Here is a 15,318-nt window from a genome sequence, read left to right on the forward strand (position 1 = left end):
AATGACACGGGTCAACCGACAGGTAAAGAGTAGTCCCATTCAGCCACTTGAGCCGTGTGGTCTTTTGTCGCGTGGCGGGATGACTCACCTGGCAGGAATGACGCTCCGCGTCACCTCAACAGCGGACGCGGAGCGTCCCGAGAGGCGTTACCACGCAGAGCGTGGGAACGATCACAGGCCTTGAGCACACCGATCGTGCCCATGCTCCGCGTCACATTCAACAGCGCGCGCGGAGCGTTTCGAGCGGCGTTCCTGATGGGCTACAACAGCTTGTCCAGCGTGATCGGGAACTCACGGATGCGTTTGCCGGTGGCGTGGTAGATGGCATTGGCAATCGCTGCCGGAACACCGACGATGCCGATTTCGCCCACGCCCTTGGAACCCAGCGCATTGACGATTTCGTCGTGTTCCTCAACGAACAGCACGTCAATGTCGCCAATGTCCGCATTCACCGGAATATGGTATTCGGCCAGGCTGTGGTTCATCGGCCGTCCCAGACCGTGATCGACCATGGCCTCTTCCTGCAAGGCCATGCCCATGCCCCAGACCACGCCACCGAGGATCTGACTGCGTGCCATCTTGGGATTGACCACGCGTCCCGCCGCAATGGCGCTGACCACACGATTGACCTTGATAGTGCCCAGGTCCTCATCTACCAGCACTTCGACGAACACCGCCGAATGCGTGGCCGCCGCATAGGCTTCACGTTTCTTGTCCGGTTCGGCGTCAACCTGAACTTCGATCACACCGCTTGCCTGAGCAGCCGCCAGTTCAGCAATCGACACAACCTGATCGCCCAGATGCAGGCTGCCCGACTCAAAGCGCACCTGATCCGGCGTGGCCGAGGCGTGTTGCGGGTACATGCCCTTCGCCACTTCAAGCAACTGACGCTGCAAGGCCTGACACGCCTGCTGGACCGCTGTGCCGACTGACGATACGGTGAACGAGCCACCTTGCAGCGGCGCAGTCGGCAGTGAAGAGTCGCCCAGCAGGAAGGTGACGTCTTCCACCGCCAACCCCAGGGTTTCAGCCGCGATCTGGGTCATGACCGTGTAAGTACCGGTGCCGATGTCGGTGGTTGCGCTGCTGACCACCAGTTTGCCGTCCGAGCCGAGACGCGCCTTGGCGCTGGCTTTCATCTGCATCGCTTCCCACACACCACCGGCCATGCCCCAGCCCACCAGTTGGCTGCCTTGGCGCATGCTACGGGGTTCAGGGTTGCGACGCTCCCAGCCAAAGCGCTCGGCGCCCTGTGCATAACATTCACGCAGCTCTTTGCTGGAATACGGCTTGTCCTCGTTGCCATTGCGATCTGCGAAATTGGTCAGACGCAGGCGTACAGGATCGATGGCCAGCGCACACGCCAGTTCATCCATCGCGCATTCCAGGCCGATCAGGCCCAACGCGGCACCCGGCGCACGCATGTCCAAGGGCGTGTAGACGTCCAACGGCACCAGCTTGTAGGTCAACTGCACGTTGTCGCATTGATAGAGCATGCCGCTCCATTCCACGACGTGCTCGGTGAAGTCCTCGAAGCGTGACGTCTGGCCGATGGCTTCGTGACCGACGGCAAGCAAACGCCCGTTGGCAGCAGCGCCAAGGCGCAGGCGTTGCACGGTGCGTGGACGATAGCCAAAGGTGAACATCTGCTGACGCGTCAGCGTCACTCGCACCGAACGCTTGAGGTGCAGGGCCGCCATCACCGCCAGAGGCAGTTGATACTGCGGACGCAGACCGGAGCCGAACGCACCGCCGACAAAGGCGGCCAGCACGCGGATCTTGTCTTTCTCCAGGCCGAAGACCTTGTGCAGATAATCCTGACAGTTCTGCGTGCCCTGGGTCTTGTCGTGGATCTGCAGACTGCCGTCGGCCTGATACAGAACCGTGGACGCATGCGGCTCCATCGGGTTGTGGTATTCATTCGGCGTGTTGTAGGTCACGTCGACACTCAGTGCCGAGCTGGCCAGTTCCGCCTCGAAGTTGCCACGTGGCTTGGGCAGGCTGGACGACACGTCGTGAGCCTGCTCCAGGTCGGCCTGCAGGTCGGTCTGGTGTGCCTGCTGCTCGTATTCGATGCGAATCAGCGAGCCTGCGTGCCGGGCCATTTCCAGCGACTCGGCGACGACCAGCGCCAGCGGCTGGCCGCTGTACAGCACGTTGTCGTTATAAAGAGGCCGAAACGGAGAACCGTCTGCCGAGTCCGCGTCCTCGTAGTTCTCGTCATAGCTGGCCAGCGAAGGACGGTTGGTGTGGTCCAGAATCGCAACCACACCCGGCACCTTCAAGGCGTCGGAGGTATCGATCTTCAGCACACGGCCATTGGCGATGGTGCTGGAAACGACGCTGCCGAACAGCAGTCCGTCTTCCGGGTATTCACCGGCATACCGTGCGCCGCCGGTGACTTTCAGTTTGCCGTCGACTCGGTCCACGGGCTTGCCCATCGGGGAAAAAGGAACATTCATTGGGCAGTACCTCCCAGTGCCGCGTCGCTCAGGGCGCGGATGATCGCCCGGCGCGCCAGCTTGACTTTGAACGCGTTGTGCTCGAGCGGCTGCGCGTCAGCCAGCATGGCGTCTGCGGCAGCAGCAAAGGATTCGCGGGTGGCGGGTTTGCCGATCAGCAAACGCTCGATCTGCTTGTCGCGCCACGGTCTGTGGGCCACACCGCCAAGCGCCAGACGTGCATCGCTCACCACATCGCCGTCCAGTTCCAGCGCCGCCGCGACCGACACCAGCGCAAACGCGTAAGAAGCACGGTCACGGACCTTCAGGTAGGTGCTGTGACCCGTGAAACGCGGAGCGGGCAGCTCGATGGCGGTAATCAGTTCGTCGTCAGCCAGTTGGTTGTCACGCTGCGGCGCATCGCCCGGCAGACGATGGAAATCCGCAAACTCGATGGCGCGGCGACCGGCACGGCCTTCTACATGCACCACCGCTTCCAGCGCAGCCATGGCCACGCACATGTCGGACGGATGCGTCGCGACGCAGTCATCGCTAGCGCCGAAAATTGCGTGAATACGATTGAGACCGTCTTTTGCAGGACAACCACTGCCCGGCTCGCGCTTGTTGCACGGCACGCCGGTGTCGTAGAAGTAATAGCAGCGCGTGCGCTGCAACAGATTGCCACCGGTGCTGGCCATGTTGCGCAGCTGCGGCGATGCACCGGCCAGCAGCGCCTGGCTCAACAGCGGATACCGCTGTTCGACCAGAGGATGCCAGGCAAGATCGGCATTGCTGACCAGCGCGCCGATCATCAAGCCGCCCGAAGCGGTTTCAGTGACGTCCTTGAGCGGCAGATCGTTGATGTCGATCAGGTGCTCGGGGCGGGCGACATTCTCTTTCATCAGGTCGAGCAGGTTTGTACCGCCCGCGATGAAGCGTGTGGCCGGGCCGCTCAGGTCGATGGCGGCACGGATATCGGCCGGCTTGCTGTAGGTGAACGGATTCATGCGCTCACCTTCTGCTCTTGAGTCTGAGTCTGAGTCGCGTCGTGAAACTGCGGCAAGGCTTCTTCCACGGCGGCGAGAATGTTGCTGTAGGCGCCGCAACGGCACAGGTTACCGCTCATCAGTTCCTGAATTTCGGCGCGAGTGCTGGCGCGCCCCTCATTGGCAAGGCCTACGGCCGAGCAGATCTGCCCCGGCGTGCAGTAGCCGCACTGGAAAGCATCGTGCTTGATGAATGCCTGCTGCATCGGATGCAGCGTGTCGCCATCCGCCAGGCCTTCGATGGTGGTCAGTTCGGCGCCATCGCACATGATCGCCAGCGTCAGGCAGGCATTGATCCGCTTGCCGTCGCGCAGTACGGTACAAGCACCGCATTGACCGTGGTCGCAACCTTTCTTGGTGCCGACCAGATCGAGCCGATCGCGCAACAGGTCAAGCAAGGTGGTCCAGGGCTGTACATCGAGTTGACGCAGTTGCCCATTGAGGGTCAGCGAGATCGCATGACCTGCGACATCCTTGGGAATCGGGTTCGTAGCATTCATGGAAACCTCACGGTAGGTACTCATTCAGCGCATTTTTATGCGTCTTAGGGGGTACGACTTCGCATGATTTGCAACGTTCAGGGTTTCTCGGCAGCGATAGACAGGCGTGCAGATCATCCAAAAGCCGTCATCCACGCGCACCCATCGTGTTTGGCTGCTGGTATGATGCGCGGCTTTTTCCGACCCGCATCATTTCGCGGGCTGCCCGGGCAGCCTGTGCTTTGCTGTTGGAGTTGAATCATTCACGACGCAGGCCGCGTCACGGGGAGCCAGACATGCTGGAAAGGCTGTTTCAACTCAAGGCACATAACACCAATGTGAGGACTGAGATCCTCGCGGGCGTCACGACGTTCCTGGCGATGGCTTACATCCTGTTCGTCAACCCGAGCATCCTCGGCGCAACCGGCATGGACAAGGGCGCTGTGTTCGTTGCGACCTGTCTGGCCGCCGCCATCGGCTCGGCCGTGATGGGCCTGATCGCCAACTACCCGATTGCACTGGCACCGGGCATGGGCCTGAACGCCTTCTTTACCTACACCGTGGTCCTGCACATGGGCCATACCTGGCAGGTGGCACTGGGTGCGGTATTCCTGTCGGCGGTGATGTTCTTTCTGTTGTCGATCTTCCGCATCCGCGAGTGGATCATCAACAGCATCCCCTTGCCCCTGCGTTCGGCCATTGCGGCCGGTATCGGCCTTTTTCTGGCGCTGATTGCCCTGCAGAACGCCGGTATCGTGGCCAGCCACCCGGTCACCATGCTCACCATGGGCGATCTCAAGCAGCCCGCACCGATTCTGGCGACGCTGGGCTTCTTTCTGATCGTTGCACTGGACAAGCTCAAGGTCAAAGGCGCAGTGCTGATCGGCATTCTGGCGGCCACCATTGCTTCGATTGCGTTGGGCTTCAGTGAATTTGGCGGAGTCGTATCGATGCCGCCATCGCTGGCGCCGACCTTTATGCAACTGGACATCATGGGCGCACTGGACGTCGGTCTGGTCAGCATCATCTTCGCCTTCCTGTTCGTGGACATCTTCGACAACTCCGGCACCCTGATCGGCGTGGCCAAGCGCGCCGGACTGATGGGCAAGGACGGTCACATGCCGAAAATGGGCCGCGCACTGATCGCTGACAGTACGGCGGCAATGGCCGGTTCGTTGCTCGGCACCTCGACCACCACCAGCTACATCGAATCCGCGGCCGGTGTGAGCGCCGGCGGCCGTACCGGCCTGACGGCCATTGTGGTGGCCGTGCTGTTCCTGCTGGCGTTGTTCTTCGCGCCACTGGCCAGCAGCGTGCCGATCTATGCGACCGCACCTGCCCTGCTGTTCGTTGCGGTGCTGATGGCCTCAGGCATGGCCGAAATCGACTGGGACGACATCACCGTCGCCGCGCCTGTGGTGATTACCACACTGGCGATGCCGTTCACCTATTCCATCGCCAATGGCATTGCCTTTGGTTTCATTTCCTGGACGGCGATCAAGCTGCTGTCGGGTCGCGGGCGCGAGCTGAATGCCGCTCTGGTGATCCTGTCGATCCTGTTCGTGATCAAGTTGGGCTGGTTCAACGCATGAGTGTTCCTTTCGACCCCGCAAGCTACGAACGTCAGCTTGCAGAAAAGACCGTACGCCTGCGCGAACTGCTGGCACCTTTCGACGCGCCTGAACCTCAGGTATTCGAATCGCCGCGCGAGCATTACCGCCTGCGCGCCGAGTTCCGCCTGTGGCGCGAAGACCAGAAGCGTTACTACGCGATGTTCGCACCGGGCGACAACAGAACGCCGATCCTGCTCGACGGTCTGCCGATTGCCAGCGAGCGTATCAACGCGTTGATGCCAGTGCTGCGCGAGCGCTGGGAAGCCAGCCCGAACCTGAACCACAAGCTGTTCCAGGTAGACTTCCTGACCACCCTGGCGGGCGACGCGATGATCACCCTGTGTTATCACCGCCCGCTGGACGAGGTCTGGCAGGCCGAAGCCGAGCAACTGGCAGCCGACCTTAACGTCAGCCTGATTGGTCGCTCCAAGGGCCAGCGTCTGGTCATCGGGCATGACTACGTGACCGAGAAGCTCGACGTTGCCGGGCGTAACTTCAGTTATCGCCAGCCGGAAGGCGCGTTCACCCAGCCCAACGGCACCGTGAACCAGAAGATGCTCGACTGGGCGTATGACGTACTGGGCGAGCGCAGTGACGATCTGCTGGAGCTGTATTGCGGCAACGGCAACTTCACCCTGCCGCTGGCCACTCGGGTGCGCAAGGTACTGGCGACCGAAATCAGCAAGACCTCGGTCAACGCTGCGCTGAGCAATCTGGAAGACAACGCGGTCGACAACGTCACGCTAGTACGCCTGTCGGCGGAAGAGCTGACCCAGGCATTGAACGAGGTTCGCCCGTTCCGTCGACTGCAGGGTGTGGACCTCAAGAGCTACGAGTTCGGCAGCGTGTTCGTCGATCCGCCACGCGCCGGCATGGACGCAGACACCTGCGAGCTGACCCGCCGCTTCGAGCGCATTCTGTACATCTCCTGCAACCCGGAAACCCTGGCCGCCAACATCGCCCAGCTGAACGACACCCACCGGGTCGAGCGCTGTGCACTGTTTGACCAGTTTCCGTATACCCACCACATGGAATCGGGTGTGTTGCTGGTCAGGCGCTGACACTCCGCGTCGCCCCAACAGCGGACGCGGAGCGTCCTGAGAGGCGTTACCACGCAGGAGCGTGGGAACGAGCGGTGATTTCAAGTACGCCGATCGTGCCCATGCTCCGCGCTCGGCGTAATACACAAGTCCTCTTGGAGGAATACGATGATGATCGTTCCTACGCTCTGCGCTCGTCGTTATACACAAGTCAGCCTCACCACTGATCGTGCCCATCGCTCCGCGTGGGCATGCATCCCGTGACGCTCCGCGTCACATCAACAGCAAACACTCATCCGAATAAGACCCATCGATTTTTTCGTTAGCATCCTATCTATAAGCTGAGGTATAACCCGTAACGCGATCACACTGCTTCGATGGAAGTCTGTCTTGAGCTCTGAATCCCCCGCCGCTTCAACATCCGTCAAACTGTCCAGCCAGCCCGGCTTCATCAGTTTCATCCTGTCGCGCCTGATGGCGGTCTTCGCCATGCAGATTCAAGCCGTGGTGGTTGCCTGGCAGGTCTATGACATGACCCGCGAGCCGATGGCGCTGGCCTATGTCGGCCTGGCGCAGTTCATTCCCATGCTGCTGTTGCTGATGCCCGCAGGCGATCTGATTGATCGCTACAACCGCAAGGTCATCCTGATGATCAGTTGGGGCGTTCAGGCGGTCTGCGGCCTCATTCTGCTGGTCTTTTCGGCCATGAACCTGCAGGACCTGCGGCTGATCTACGGCGCGCTGATGCTTTACGGCTGCGCCCGCGCATTCACCGGTCCTGCTCTGCAGAGCCTGTTGCCGCAGATCGTACCCCGTGAACAACTCGCCTCGGCGATTGCCACCAACAGCGTGATCATGCGCTGCTCGACCGTCGGCGGTCCGCTGATTGGCGGCTACCTGTACTGGCTGGGCGGTGCTGAGCTGACCTATTCGGTGTGTGTGGCCGCGTTCATCGCCGGGATCCTGCTGCTGGCACGTGTCGCGACGCCGTACGCAGGCAAATTGGTAGACCTGAGCGACAGCGCCTGGGGTCGTTTCACAGCCGGGATCGCCTTCATCCGCTCGCGGCCGATCATCCTGGGCACCATCTCCCTGGACCTGTTCGCCGTGCTGCTGGGCGGCGTGGTGGCGCTGCTGCCGATCTATGCCCACGAAGTGCTCAATCTGGGTCCGCAAGGACTGGGCATGCTGCGCGCCTCAATGAGCCTGGGTGAACTGGCGACCGGCATCTACCTGAGCATGCGTCCACTGGATCGCAACGTGGGCATGACCATGTTCATGGCCGTCGGGTTGTTCGGAGTGGCGAATCTTGTGTTCGCCCTCTCCACGTTATTCTGGCTGTCGTGCCTGGCGCTCCTGATCGCCGGAGCTGCGGACATGGTCAGCGTATATATCCGCTCGGCGCTGGTGCAGTTTTCGACACCGGACAACATGCGTGGCCGGGTCAACGCGGTGAACATGCTGTTTATCGGTTCCTCCAACGAACTGGGCGAATTCCGCGCAGGCACCAGCGCCTCGCTGATCGGTGCGATTCCAGCCGCGATCATGGGCGGTGTCTGCACGCTGGGCGTCGTTGGCGCCTGGATGACCGGCTTCAAAACGCTGCGGCAGGTGGACCGCTTCGCCGACGCCACCCCTACAGAAGTGTCAGACAGCACGCTCGCAAAAGCACACTGAGCCCCAGAGCAGCGCCGCCCGGATTCAGAAAACCGGTATCGCGGCGCCGCTTCTTAGAACCAATCGGTCTCCCCCACCCTCTATACCTCGCATCACGCATTGCGCCGCCCGTGTTTCACTTGGCATGGAACAGGTTGGCGCGTATTGGTTTCACCAGCGACACTCATTGCACGATAAGAAGAGGGATCCGACATGCTCTGGAAAAAAGGCCGACGCAGCGACAACGTGGTCGATGCACGTGGTGAAAGTAGCGGCGGCGGTGGCAGAGGCATGCGCATCGGTGGCAAGGGACTGAGCCTGGGCGGTATCGTGATCGTGGTCGCCATCGGGTTGCTGACCGGTCAGGACCCGATGCAGATTCTGGGGCAACTCACCGGCCAGATGACCGAGCAAAGCGCTCCGGCCAACACGCAGACACGTCAGGCACCACCGGCCAATGATCAGCAGGCCGAGTTCGTGCGCAGCATTCTGGGCGACACCGAAGACACCTGGCGCGCAGTCTTCGCCCAGAACGGTCGTCAGTACAAGGACCCGACGCTGGTGCTGTTCAGCGGCCAGGTAAACTCGGCCTGCGGCTTTGCGACCTCTGCAACCGGTCCTTTCTACTGCCCCGCCGACCAGCAGGTCTATCTGGATCTGGACTTCTTCCGTGAGATGTCGCAACGCTTCTCCGCAGCGGGTGACTTTGCCCAGGCTTACGTGATCGCTCACGAAGTCGGCCACCACGTACAGACCCAGCTCGGCATTTCCGCCAAGGTCGATGCCGCCCGCAAGTCGGGACAGCGCATGGAAGGCAGCACCGGTTTATTGGTCCGTCAGGAGCTTCAGGCTGACTGTTTCGCAGGTGTTTGGGCCTATAACGCACAAAATCGTTTGAACTGGCTTGAGCCGGGTGATATTGAAGAAGCGCTGAATGCAGCCAACGCCATCGGCGATGATCGTCTTCAGCAGCAAAGCAGTGGTCGCGTCGTACCGGACTCCTTTACCCACGGAACTTCGGCCCAGCGAGTACGCTGGTTCAAGACCGGCTTTGCGCAAGGCCAAATCACCCAATGCGATACTTTCGCCGCCAAGAGTCTCTAAGCACATGATTAAACCGCTTCTGGTCCTGTTGTTAAGCACTGCCTTCGTGAGCCTCGGGGCTCATGCCGAGGATCAAGCGGTTAAATCCATCAGCCCGGACCGTCTGGCCATCAACGGCGCCGAGGCGACGCTGGGGCTCAGCCAGGAATGGGTGCATCCGAAACCGAAAATCGAGCGTGTGGTGATCGTGCTGCACGGTCGCCTGCGCAACGCCCAGACCTACCTGCGCAGCATCGAACGGGCCGCCAACCAGTCCAAGGAACGCAGCAAGACGCTGTTGATCGCGCCGCAGTTTCTGGATGAGAAAGACATCGTTGCCCATCACCTGTCCGACAACATCCTGCGCTGGCGCCAGAACAGCTGGATGGAAGGCGCGACGGCCAGCGATCCCAAGCCCATCAGCTCCTTTCTGGTGCTGGACCACATCCTCAAGCGCCTGAGCGACAGCAAGCTGTTTCCCAACCTCAAGGAAATCGTGATTGCCGGGCACTCGGGTGGCGCACAGGTGGTGCAGCGCTACGCAATGATCGGCGGCAAGGAAGACGCCCTGCTGACCCGCGAAGGCGTGAAGCTGCGCTACGTGATCGCCAACCCGTCGTCCTATGCCTATTTCGATGCCGAGCGTCCTGAGCCCGTGACGGCGCAGGCTTGCCCCAACTTCAATGACTGGAAATACGGCCTCAACAAAATGCCGTTCTATTCCGGCAAGGAAAAACCGGCAGACATCGAAAAGGGCTACGTGAAGCGTGACGTCACCTACCTGCTGGGCGAACTGGACACCGATCGCAACCATCCGGCACTGGACAAGACCTGTGCAGCTGAAGCCCAGGGCGCCTATCGCCTGATCCGTGGCCAGAACTATTTCAGCTACCTGCAGAAGCGTCATCCTGAAGGCCTGAATCAGCGTCTGGTGGTCGTGCCCAAGGTTGGCCATAACGGCGACGGGATCTTTACCTCACCTGAAGGCCAGGCGGTGCTGTTCAAGCCGTTTTGATGGGTAGCAGACCAGGAGTGGACGCCATTAAAACGTTGGGAGGCGCCACCACGTCTTCGACGTAGCGCTGTCGCGCGGCAAATACCGGACTGTAGGAGCGCGCTTGCCCGCGATCTGCCGGGAACCGGCAGCAAAACCTGCACGCGCGGTACGTCAGATGCAACCTAAGGGCCGCTGCGCAGCCCATCGCTGCCGTCGTAACCTCCGAGAGCTCCTACGCCCTTCGGGCAGAAGCAAGCGTGCGTGCACATCAGTAAATTACAGAGTGTCTGATAAGAAGCGGCTTACCGGCGATGGCGTCAGTTCAGGCACTCAAGGGTCGCCTGAGAAACCGAATCGCCGGCAAGCCGCCTCCCTCGGGTTCTGCATTCATTCAGATAAACGCATGTGTTTTGCGCGGACGATGAGGCCGTCTGTCAGTTCAACATCCCGCGCAATGCCACGCAGTCCACGGCATGCCAGTCCGCCAGCTCGGGCCATGGATTCTCCGGCAGGTTAACCAGAATGGTCTTCGCGCCTGCTGCCCGTCCACAATCCAGGTCGTGACGGTAATCGCCGATCATCACCATCCTTTTCGGCTCCACCTCCCAGGCACTGGCCAGTTTCAGCAGACCGGCCGGATGGGGCTTGGGCGTCGCTTCGTCGCGTCCCAGTACGTCGTCTACCGCAAAGCAGTCAGCAAGACCGATGGCTTCCAGTGTGATGTGCGCCAGCTCGCGGGCGTTGCGGGTCAGGATGCCCAGGCGATAACCACGTGCCGCCAGCTCACGAACCAGATCGACGGCGCCATCGGCCGGTAGCGAACCCAGGGCCAGTTCACGCTCGTGCTCCAGCAACCAGGCGTGCTTGGCAGCGGATTCAGCCGCAGGCAATGCAGCGAGGTGGCCGAGAATATCGGCGTCTTGCGGGATACCCAGCTCGCGCTTGATGGCCGGGAAGTCGTGCACAGGGACGGTCAGTGTGCCGTCCATGTCGAACACCCAGTGCCTAATGTCATGCAGTGTCATGCCCAATCCTTTCGATGGCGGATCAGCCCTTCCTGACTGACCGAAGCAACCAGTTGCCCGGCGCGGTTGAAGATACTGCCACGCGAAAAGCCGCGAGAGTTGCCAGCCCACGGGCTGTCCATGGCGTAAAGAAGCCAGTCGTCGGCACGCAGGTCGTTGTGAAACCACAATGAGTGATCGAGGCTGGCCACTTGCATGTCACGCTGCCAGACAGTCTTGGCGTGCGGTTTCAGCGAGGTTGTCAGCAGGTTGAAGTCCGAGGCGTAGGCCAGCATGTACTTGTGCAGCGCAGGCGCGTCATTGAGGGTGCCATCTGCCCTGAACCACACATACTTCACTGGCTCGCCGGGTTGCGGGTTGTAGGGGTCCTCGGCAGTCACCGGACGAAACTCGATCGGTTTGGGGCGCAGAAACTTGTCATGAACCGCTTCAGGAATCAGGTGCGCACGCTGTTGCATCAGTTCAAGTTCGGAAGGCAGGTTTTCCGGCCCGACGATCTGCGGCATCGAGGCCTGATGCTCGAAACCCTCTTCGTCGTACTGGAACGACGCGCTGCAGGTGAATATCGGCTTGCCCTTCTGGATCGCCGTGACGCGACGGGTGCTGAAACTGCCGCCGTCACGCACGCGGTCCACTTGATAGACCACAGGCAGCCCGGCATCGCCAGGACGCAGGAAATAGCCGTGCAGTGAATGAACGTGGCGGTCCTCCTCGACCGTCTGGCTGGCGGCAGACAGCGATTGCCCCAGCACCTGACCGCCGAACAGCTGGCGAAAGCCCAGATCCTGGCTACGACCGCGAAACAGGTTTTCTTCAATAGGTTCCAGCGTCAGCAGCTCAACCAGATCATCCAGCACTTGGCTCATGTTCATTCCTCGCACAAAACGTATCCGCACTCGCCTGGCAGCGGCGGACGGTGTGTTCGCGGCAGGCCCGCAAGGCCTGCACCATTAAAGTGAAATGATACAGAAATAAGGCGGCGGGCTCAGTCAGGGTTTCAGGGTATTGAGCCACTGTTCGCGATTGATGCGATAAAGCATGTGCGGCTTGAGCGGGTGTCCGTCCGGCAGGTTGGGATGATCGAAGTCGTCGGACGGATCGTGAAGCATCCCGATAGCCTGCATCACCTTTTGCGACGGCTCATTGCTCACAGCGGTAAACGACACGATCTCATCAAGTTTCAGCCGCTCGAAGCCGCAGCCCAGCACCGTCCAGGCCGCTTCGCTGGCAAAACCCAGCCCCCAGTGCTCGCGTGCCAGACGCCAGCCGATCTCGACGGCGGGCGTGAAGTGCGCGTCGAACCCCACGACGCCCAGGCCGGTAAAGCCGATGAATGCGCCGTTGTCCTTGCGCTCAAGCGCCCACAGACCAAAACCCAGCTCGGCAAAATGCCCGCGCATCCGCCCGATCATGGCGGCGCTTTCGAGGCGGCTGAGGGGCTCGGGGAAATACCGCATCACCTGCGGATCGGCGCACATGGCGGCAAACGCAGGCAAATCGTCATCGCGCCACTGCCGCATCAGCAATCGGGCGCTGTCCAGCTTGAGTATCGGTTCCATCGATCTCCCCTGTAACCGTCATCTTCGGGCGCAAGTGTAGTCTGTTGAAGTTGCAGCCAACTGTGCGACACGGCGCATAACTGGCACTATCGGGCTTCGACCTTTGACCGGACGCAAAATGTCCCTGCCGCTGATCTATCACGACGACTACAGCCCGGAGTTTCCGGCTGACCATCGGTTTCCCATGGACAAGTTTCGTCTGTTGCGCGATCACTTGATCGACAGCGGCCTGACCCGCGACGTTCAATTATTACGCCCAGGGCTGTGCCCGGCCGATATTCTGGCCCTGGCACATGATCCCTCTTACATCAGCCGTTACCTGAGTGGCGACCTGTCACGCGAGGACCAGCGCCGTCTCGGCCTGCCCTGGAGCGAAGCACTGGCGCGGCGCACCATCCGTGCCGTGGGCGGCTCGCTGCTGACGGCCGAACAGGCGCTCGACCACGGTCTGGCTTGCCATCTGGCGGGTGGCACCCACCATGCGCACTATGATTATCCGGCCGGTTTCTGCATCTTCAACGACCTGGCGGTGATCAGTCAGTACCTGCTGCAGAGCGGCCGCGTGGACAAGGTGCTGATCTTCGACTGCGATGTGCATCAGGGCGATGGCACGGCGCGCATTCTGGCGGACACCGAAGACGCCATCACCGTCTCGCTGCACTGCGAAAAGAACTTCCCGGCCCGCAAGGCCCAGAGCGACTGGGATATCCCGCTACCGATGGGCATGGGCGACAGCGATTACCTGAAAGTCGTCGATGACCTGCTCAACTACCTGCTACCGATCTACAAGCCGGATCTGGTGCTGTATGACGCGGGCGTGGACGTCCACAAGGATGACGCGCTGGGTTATCTGAAGCTTACGGATCAGGGTCTGGCCGATCGCGATGAGGCCGTGCTGCGTCATTGTCTGGGTCGCGACATTCCGGTCATGGGCGTGATCGGTGGCGGTTACAGCAAGGACCGGCAGGCGCTGGCCCGGCGGCACGGCATCCTGCATCACAGCGCGCAACGGGTCTGGCAGGATCTGGGCCTGTGACAGGCCGAGCGGCAAATCTCGGGTAGAATGCCGCTCTTTCCCGCTATTGATATTCAGCTGATCATGACCGACTCCACTGCCTCCGAACCTCAATCCGTCGCCATCATCGGAGGCGGACCTGCGGGCCTGATGGCAGCCGAAGTGTTGAGCCAGGCCGGATTTCGGGTCGACCTGTATGACAGCATGCCGTCGGTGGGGCGCAAGTTTCTGCTGGCCGGGGTCGGCGGCATGAATATCACCCACTCCGAGCCCTACCCGGATTTTCTGTCCCGCTACTTCGAACGTTCACCGATGGTCGCGCCTTTGCTCAGGCAGTTCGATGCGGATGCCTTGTGCGCGTGGATTCATGATCTGGGTGTCGACACCTTTATCGGCAGCTCGGGGCGGGTATTTCCGACGGACATGAAAGCCGCACCTCTGCTGCGCGCCTGGCTGAAACGCCTGCGAGACGCGGGCGTCATGATCCACACGCGGCATCGCTGGCTGGGCTGGAACGCCGACGGTCGCCTGCGCATCGCCCATCCTGAAGGCGAGTTGACGCTCGAACCTGACGCGACGCTGTTGGCGCTGGGAGGCGCCAGTTGGGCGCGACTGGGCTCCGACGGCGCCTGGGTGCCCTGGCTTGAGTCGCAGCAGGTAAACGTCGCGCCGCTACAGGCCGCCAATTGCGGCTTTGAGGTCACGGCCTGGAGCGAGTTATTGCGCGGCAAGTTCGCCGGTGCGCCGTTGAAGAACATCGCCATGGGCTTGCAGGGGCAGCCGCTGCGGCTGGGCGAGTGCGTGCTGACCGAAACGGGCGTGGAAGGCAGTCTGGTGTATGCGCTGTCGGCGCAGATCCGGGAGCAGATCAACCTCAGCGGCTCGGCCAGCGTGCAGATCGACCTGCTGCCAGGCAAGACTCAGAGCGACGTACATAAGGCCCTGAGCAAACCTCGCGGCTCGCGCTCGATGTCCAGACACTTGCACAGCCAGTTGGGTATCGACGGCGCCAAGGCCTCATTGCTGCGGGAACTGGCGCCACGCGAGGCCTTCAATGACCCGGTGCTGTTGAGCCAGGCGATCAAGGCACTGCCGTTGCAACTGATCAGGCCACGGCCTATAGACGAAGCCATCAGCACGGCCGGTGGCATCACTTTCGAAGCCATGGACGAACGTTTGATGCTCAGGCAATTGCCCGGCGTGTTCTGCGCGGGCGAAATGATCGACTGGGAAGCACCGACCGGCGGCTACCTGTTGACCGCCTGTTTCGCCAGCGGGCGGGCTGCCGGGCTGGGGATGGTGGAGTGGTTGCGCGACAGGCGGTGATTACTTTTACGTCGCTGCGGGATGCTTACGCTCGTTAT

General features: G+C 61.3%; 13 protein-coding genes. 7 read left to right on the plus strand and 6 right to left on the minus strand.

Going from position 1 to position 15,318, the window contains the following annotated elements; genetic code table 11:
* Positions 1–260: 260 nt before the first annotated feature.
* Genes AC0IXS_RS10215 through AC0IXS_RS10225 form a run of 3 tightly spaced genes read right to left on the minus strand, consistent with a single transcriptional unit; the run spans position 261 to position 3,987 of the window.
* Positions 261–2,462, minus strand: a complete 2,202-nt coding sequence (locus AC0IXS_RS10215; protein WP_471824522.1) for a xanthine dehydrogenase family protein molybdopterin-binding subunit — start codon at positions 2,460–2,462, stop codon at positions 261–263.
* Complete coding sequence (locus AC0IXS_RS10220) at positions 2,459–3,448, minus strand: FAD binding domain-containing protein (RefSeq protein WP_057409385.1); 990 nt, start codon at positions 3,446–3,448, stop codon at positions 2,459–2,461. The genes AC0IXS_RS10215 and AC0IXS_RS10220 overlap by 4 nt, the downstream gene beginning before the upstream one ends.
* Complete coding sequence (locus tag AC0IXS_RS10225) at positions 3,445–3,987, minus strand: (2Fe-2S)-binding protein (protein WP_025995647.1); 543 nt, start codon at positions 3,985–3,987, stop codon at positions 3,445–3,447. Before AC0IXS_RS10225 ends, AC0IXS_RS10220 begins: the two co-directional genes overlap by 4 nt.
* Before the next feature lie 275 nt (positions 3,988–4,262).
* Here AC0IXS_RS10225 and AC0IXS_RS10230 point away from each other — a divergent pair, with 275 nt between their 5' ends.
* The 5 genes from AC0IXS_RS10230 (at position 4,263) to AC0IXS_RS10250 (ending at position 10,373) form a co-directional block, all read left to right on the plus strand.
* Positions 4,263–5,558 carry an NCS2 family permease gene (locus AC0IXS_RS10230; RefSeq protein ID WP_471824524.1) on the plus strand — a complete coding sequence of 432 codons (1,296 nt, stop codon included), beginning with the start codon at positions 4,263–4,265 and terminating at the stop codon, positions 5,556–5,558.
* Positions 5,555–6,640 carry a tRNA (uridine(54)-C5)-methyltransferase TrmA gene (gene trmA / locus AC0IXS_RS10235; RefSeq protein ID WP_471824526.1) on the plus strand — a complete coding sequence of 362 codons (1,086 nt, stop codon included), beginning with the start codon at positions 5,555–5,557 and terminating at the stop codon, positions 6,638–6,640. Before AC0IXS_RS10230 ends, trmA begins: the two co-directional genes overlap by 4 nt.
* A 369-nt stretch (positions 6,641–7,009) precedes the next feature.
* Positions 7,010–8,296 (plus strand): MFS transporter, encoded by a 1,287-nt coding sequence (locus AC0IXS_RS10240; protein ID WP_471824528.1) that lies wholly within the window; start codon positions 7,010–7,012, stop codon positions 8,294–8,296.
* Positions 8,297–8,488: 192 nt separating this feature from the next.
* The gene (gene ypfJ / locus AC0IXS_RS10245; protein WP_122669110.1) at positions 8,489–9,379 is read left to right on the plus strand and encodes a KPN_02809 family neutral zinc metallopeptidase; all 891 of its coding nucleotides are present in this window, start codon (positions 8,489–8,491) and stop codon (positions 9,377–9,379) included.
* A gap of 4 nt (positions 9,380–9,383) precedes the next feature.
* The gene (locus tag AC0IXS_RS10250; protein WP_122437093.1) at positions 9,384–10,373 is read left to right on the plus strand and encodes an alpha/beta hydrolase; all 990 of its coding nucleotides are present in this window, start codon (positions 9,384–9,386) and stop codon (positions 10,371–10,373) included.
* A 416-nt stretch (positions 10,374–10,789) separates the two neighbouring features.
* Here the strand turns inward: AC0IXS_RS10250 and AC0IXS_RS10255 are convergent, their stop codons facing one another.
* The 3 genes from AC0IXS_RS10255 to AC0IXS_RS10265 form a co-directional block, all read right to left on the minus strand.
* On the minus strand, positions 10,790–11,380 hold the full coding sequence (locus AC0IXS_RS10255; RefSeq protein WP_161987357.1) for an HAD family hydrolase: 591 nt from the start codon (positions 11,378–11,380) through the stop codon (positions 10,790–10,792).
* Positions 11,377–12,246 carry an acyl-CoA thioesterase II gene (gene tesB, locus AC0IXS_RS10260; RefSeq protein ID WP_057408052.1) on the minus strand — a complete coding sequence of 290 codons (870 nt, stop codon included), beginning with the start codon at positions 12,244–12,246 and terminating at the stop codon, positions 11,377–11,379. Before tesB ends, AC0IXS_RS10255 begins: the two co-directional genes overlap by 4 nt.
* A gap of 123 nt (positions 12,247–12,369) precedes the next feature.
* The gene (locus AC0IXS_RS10265; protein WP_004888334.1) at positions 12,370–12,939 is read right to left on the minus strand and encodes a GNAT family N-acetyltransferase; all 570 of its coding nucleotides are present in this window, start codon (positions 12,937–12,939) and stop codon (positions 12,370–12,372) included.
* Between the two features lie 118 nt (positions 12,940–13,057).
* Here AC0IXS_RS10265 and AC0IXS_RS10270 point away from each other — a divergent pair, with 118 nt between their 5' ends.
* Together AC0IXS_RS10270 and AC0IXS_RS10275 are read left to right on the plus strand one after the other, a co-directional pair.
* A complete protein-coding gene (locus tag AC0IXS_RS10270) occupies positions 13,058–13,975 on the plus strand; it encodes a histone deacetylase family protein (protein ID WP_191957915.1) in 918 nt (305 codons plus the stop codon).
* A gap of 63 nt (positions 13,976–14,038) precedes the next feature.
* A complete protein-coding gene (locus AC0IXS_RS10275) occupies positions 14,039–15,280 on the plus strand; it encodes a TIGR03862 family flavoprotein (RefSeq protein WP_471824531.1) in 1,242 nt (413 codons plus the stop codon).
* The last annotated feature ends 38 nt before the right edge of the window (positions 15,281–15,318 follow it).

Source organism: Pseudomonas sp. AC016 (genome assembly GCF_979253365.1).

Excerpts from the sequence above, each read along its gene's own strand:
- AC0IXS_RS10275 (WP_471824531.1), top strand. The coding sequence starts at position 14,039 with ATGACCGACTCCACTGCCTCCGAACCTCAATCCGTCGCCATCATCGGA.
- AC0IXS_RS10270 (WP_191957915.1), top strand. The coding sequence starts at position 13,058 with ATGTCCCTGCCGCTGATCTATCACGACGACTACAGCCCGGAGTTTCCG.
- AC0IXS_RS10225 (WP_025995647.1), bottom strand. The coding sequence starts at position 3,987 with ATGAATGCTACGAACCCGATTCCCAAGGATGTCGCAGGTCATGCGATC.
- trmA (WP_471824526.1), top strand. The coding sequence starts at position 5,555 with ATGAGTGTTCCTTTCGACCCCGCAAGCTACGAACGTCAGCTTGCAGAA.
- tesB (WP_057408052.1), bottom strand. The coding sequence starts at position 12,246 with ATGAGCCAAGTGCTGGATGATCTGGTTGAGCTGCTGACGCTGGAACCT.
- ypfJ (WP_122669110.1), top strand. The coding sequence starts at position 8,489 with ATGCTCTGGAAAAAAGGCCGACGCAGCGACAACGTGGTCGATGCACGT.
- AC0IXS_RS10230 (WP_471824524.1), top strand. The coding sequence starts at position 4,263 with ATGCTGGAAAGGCTGTTTCAACTCAAGGCACATAACACCAATGTGAGG.
- AC0IXS_RS10215 (WP_471824522.1), bottom strand. The coding sequence starts at position 2,462 with ATGAATGTTCCTTTTTCCCCGATGGGCAAGCCCGTGGACCGAGTCGAC.
- AC0IXS_RS10255 (WP_161987357.1), bottom strand. The coding sequence starts at position 11,380 with ATGACACTGCATGACATTAGGCACTGGGTGTTCGACATGGACGGCACA.
- AC0IXS_RS10250 (WP_122437093.1), top strand. The coding sequence starts at position 9,384 with ATGATTAAACCGCTTCTGGTCCTGTTGTTAAGCACTGCCTTCGTGAGC.
- AC0IXS_RS10220 (WP_057409385.1), bottom strand. The coding sequence starts at position 3,448 with ATGAATCCGTTCACCTACAGCAAGCCGGCCGATATCCGTGCCGCCATC.
- AC0IXS_RS10265 (WP_004888334.1), bottom strand. The coding sequence starts at position 12,939 with ATGGAACCGATACTCAAGCTGGACAGCGCCCGATTGCTGATGCGGCAG.